The sequence below is a fragment of the Zobellella denitrificans genome, assembly GCF_002237365.1.
In the GTDB taxonomy this organism is placed as follows: Bacteria; Pseudomonadota; Gammaproteobacteria; order Enterobacterales; family Aeromonadaceae; genus Oceanimonas; species Oceanimonas denitrificans.
This window is the reverse complement of sequence record NZ_NMUO01000179.1, coordinates 1-1,504: the sequence shown is the minus strand read 5'-3', so window position 1 is coordinate 1,504 and position 1,504 is coordinate 1. Positions and strand designations below refer to the sequence as shown.

Annotated in this window: 2 protein-coding genes; both read right to left on the bottom strand. The window is 65.1% G+C overall.

All coding sequences use genetic code 11. The annotated features are described in order from the left end of the window. Nucleotides 1-658 (bottom strand): CobW family GTP-binding protein (locus CGX12_RS19165; RefSeq protein ID WP_142995721.1); only part of this gene is annotated, 658 nt, incomplete at its 3' end. Nucleotides 659-1,007: 349 nt separating this feature from the next. Further along, nucleotides 1,008-1,331: a hypothetical protein gene (locus tag CGX12_RS19160; protein ID WP_254918358.1), complete on the bottom strand. Its 324-nt coding sequence runs from the start codon at nucleotides 1,329-1,331 to the stop codon at nucleotides 1,008-1,010. Nucleotides 1,332-1,504 lie beyond the last annotated feature (173 nt).

The window sequence follows — 1,504 nt, the reverse complement described above, 5'->3', positions numbered from 1 at the left end:
TGCTGCGGGTGGAAGACGGCTGGCGCGCCTTCAACAAGGTGGACGGCCGGCGCTCCGGATTGTGCTCGCCCTGCAGCCAGGCCGGATCCAGCTGGCCCTGGCATACCTCCACCAGCGCCTGCTTGGGCGGCCGGTAGCCGTCCAGGCCCCGGCGCAGGGCCTCGAGCTCCGCCTCGCTGCACAGGTCCGTCTTGTTGGCCACCAGTATGTCCGCCAGGGCCAGCTGATCCTGGTAGGTGTCGTGCTCCCGGTAGCGTGGGTCGGCCCACTGGCGCGGGTCCACCAGGCAGAAGGCGGGGCCCAGTTGCAGTATCTCCCGGTAGTGCTCGTTGGTGAGAATGTCGAGGATGCGGCTGGGGTGGCCCAGGCCGCTCGGCTCGATCAGCAGGCGATCGGGCCTGGCCTTGTGCAGCAGGGCGTTGAGTCCGATCTGGAAGGGCAGGCCGGACACGCAGCACAGGCAGCCGCCGGGCACTTCCTTGATGGTGGCGCCCTGATCGCTGAGCAGGGAGCCGTCTATGCCCACCTCGCCAAACTCGTTGACCAGGATGGCCCAGCGCTCCTGCTCCGGCTTGTGGGCCAGCAGGTGGCGCAGCAGGGTGGTCTTGCCGCTGCCGAGAAAGCCCATGACGAGGTGGGTGGTGACGGGAGTGCTCATGAGTGGGTCCGGGAAAATGGTTTTGTTACTTTATAACATATTTTGACAAGGGCGGGTAAGGGCCGAGGCCTTCCTTAAACCAACCGCCTTGGCACAACGGTGGGTAGGCGCGTCGTACAGACGGCGGAAAACTTCAGGCTGAACTAAACAGGCAACGTCTATACCAGAAAGAAAGACAAAGGGTCCACTCCGGCCGACCGTCACATGCCAGGGATGGCATGTGCGAGCGTACAGGGATGTATTTACAGCGTGTCGGCGGAGTGGGCCCTTTGGCTGACTTCGTTAAGGTGTTCAGACGACGAAGTCAATAAACTGAACGGCGGGCGTGCCCGCCGTGGGAACAAATGCCTCAGGGCTGGATCACCACCCGGCCCCTGAGTTTGCCGGCCAGCAGATCCCGGGCCGCCGCTATGCTCTGCTCCAGGGTCAGCACCTGGGCCTGGTCTTCGAAGTCGAGCGGCAGGCTTTCCTGCAGCCGCTGCCAGGCTTCGATGCGCTTGGCCTTGGGCATATAGACCGAGTTGATGCCGAGCAACTGCACCCCGCGCAGGATAAAGGGCATGACGGTGGTGTTGAGGGCCACGCCGCCGGCCAGGCCGCAGGCGGCCACGGCGCCGTCCATTTTGGTCTGGCTCAGGATCTTGGCCAGGGTACGGCCGCCCACGGTGTCCACGGCGCCGGCCCAGCGCTGGGTTTCCAGCGGTGCCGGCTCGGCGTCCAGCTCGGCGCGGGGGATGATGGCGGCCGCGCCCAGGGAGGTCAGCCAGGCAACGTGCTCGTGCCCTTTCTCCTATACACATTCGACGCAGCCGCTGACTAGAGAGGCGTAGAGCTTGCTCGGTGCAG